The 2238-nt window shown below is 47.2% G+C and carries 2 protein-coding genes; both read left to right on the forward strand.

The annotated features are described in order from the left end of the window. The first annotated feature begins 336 nt into the window (after window positions 1–336). Entirely contained in the window at window positions 337–1515 is a 1179-nt protein-coding gene (locus M3200_RS05660) for an S-layer homology domain-containing protein (RefSeq protein ID WP_022382578.1), read from the forward strand. 514 nt (window positions 1516–2029) lie between these two features. Then, window positions 2030–2238: S-layer homology domain-containing protein (locus tag M3200_RS05665; protein WP_288178174.1), on the forward strand; the 209-nt coding region annotated here is incomplete at its 3' end.

A 2238-nucleotide genomic window follows, 5' to 3' on the forward strand; every position in this document is an offset into this window, starting at 1 on the left:
CTGAACTCGTGATTTTTCTTAAAATTGATGCTTTAAGACAGCCTTTTGAAGGGTGGATTTTCATTTAAAAGGGGGTTCTGCGCAGAAATGGGCCTGGAAGATGGTATCCTCCCGGGAACAGGAAAATCTCGGGAAGGTATTCAAATGACAGATTGGACAGGATTGCATATGTAAAAATTTTATAGTATTCTGAATGCAGAACATACGCCCTGCGTATGGCATGGAAGAGCGAAGCGCGGTGAATACGGAGGCCATTCCCCTGCTTCATGACTCCGTTTCAAGAACATTCATTTTTTAAGGAGCAGGAATACGAAAAAAATTCTCGCACTCGCTGCCATGGCAGCACTCACCGCTGGCGTATCTGCATACGCTGCCAACCCGTTCTCTGATGTAACTCCGAATGACTGGGCTTACCAGGCAGTCGCAGACCTGTCTGAACAGGGCGTCGTTGAAGGCTATCCGGATGGCACCTTCAAAGGCGAAAGAAACATCACCCGTTATGAAATGGCGCAGATCATTGCCCGCATGCTCGCTAAGGAAGATCAGCTGAACGCCGCCAATCTGGGTGTCCGTGTTTCCAATCTTGAAAAGAAGGTAGGAAACCTTTCCTTCTCCGGCGATGGCCGTATGCGTTACCAGAACAAGGACGCAGGCGCCGCTGATAAGTGGGACGGCCGTATCCGCCTGAATGTAAAAGGACAGGTCAATGATTCCACCTACGTACAGGGCCGCCTTGATGCAGAAATGAATTTCAAGACGAGCGATGATACGAATGTTATTTTTGATCAGCTCTTCGTCAATCATGACTTCGGCGATGCTGTCACAGTCAGACTGGGCCGTCAGCCGGTTGTCATCGGCGACCAGAGCGGCTGGCTCTACGGCTTCCCATACGGCTATGACGGAGCTCAGGCTATGTTCCATCAGGGCCGCGTCAATCTGACTGCCGGCTATGGCCGCTTCAATAAGTCCGATTACACCGATGGTGTAAAAGATCAGGATGCATTCTTTGCCAAAGGTGACTTCGACTTCTCCGCTGCCAAGCTGAACCTGAACTATTTGAAATTCACCGGAGACAAGAAGGCAGACACCTTCGCCGGTTATGAAATCGCAGGCGCTGGCCTTACGATTCCTGTCGGAGATTTCCGCGTATTCGGCGAATACTGGAAGGATACAAACTGGAAGAACGGTTATGACACCGCATGGAATGCAGGCCTTGGCTATGGCAAGCTGAACGTGAAGAAACCGGGCTCCTTCGCCGCTGACGTAGCATACAACGGCGTCGATCAGGGCATTTACTTCGGTGGCACCGGCTATCAGACAAACGTCCTCTCTTACCTCACCGACTCTGGCACAAACGCTGATTGCGTGAAATACTGGAACGCCATCGCTGACGTCACCCTCCAGAAGAACGTCTACCTCCACGGCGAATACGCCTTCGACGTCAAGACAAACAGAGGAGACCACTCCGCGGCCGACGAAGACGCATGGACACTCTCCCTCAACTACGTATTCTAAAAGAAATTCAGAATTGGAAATACATAAAATTTAGAAAAGAAGCCTCCTTCGCAGGGGTTTCTTTTCTTATCGAAAAATCTAACATTCTGTTCTCAAAAAATGCATCATTTTTGCCTCTGCTGCCCTGAATCAGAAACGCAGGAGAAACTTATTTCTTCCTGTTATATGTGAAATAGAAAATAATTGTAAAAATATAAGAAATATTGGATATATTATGAATATTGTAAGACTGACCAACGCCTTAATGCATGTTAAAGAAAATTTCTTGAACAAGCAGAATTTACCGGTACTTTCGGACGTTTCACAGTAGTGACCTATGGTCAACTGAACAAAGATGTCAAATTTGTTTGCATGAGTAAATATTTTGTAGTATCTTTAAAAAATACTATATGTTGTCTCACATATGGTGGGAAGGAAAAGACAGCGCAGAGGAAACTCGGCCACTCGCGGGCTTCTTTACTTCCTTATAAGAGACATACCTTATTTCTTATATTTCTTTTAAGGAGCGAAGAATATGAAAAAGATCCTCGCAATCGCTGCTGTTGCAGCACTTTCCGCTGGCGTATCCGCATACGCTGCAAACCCGTTCTCTGATGTAACACCGTCCGACTGGGCTTACCAGGCAGTCGTAGACCTGTCCGAACAGGGCGTCGTTGAAGGCTATCCGGATGGCACATTCAAGGGCGAAAGAAACATCACCCGTTATGAAATGGCTCAGATCAT

The sequence above is a fragment of the Dialister sp. CAG:357 genome, assembly GCF_000435155.1.
GTDB lineage: Bacteria > Bacillota > Negativicutes > Veillonellales > Dialisteraceae > Dialister > Dialister hominis.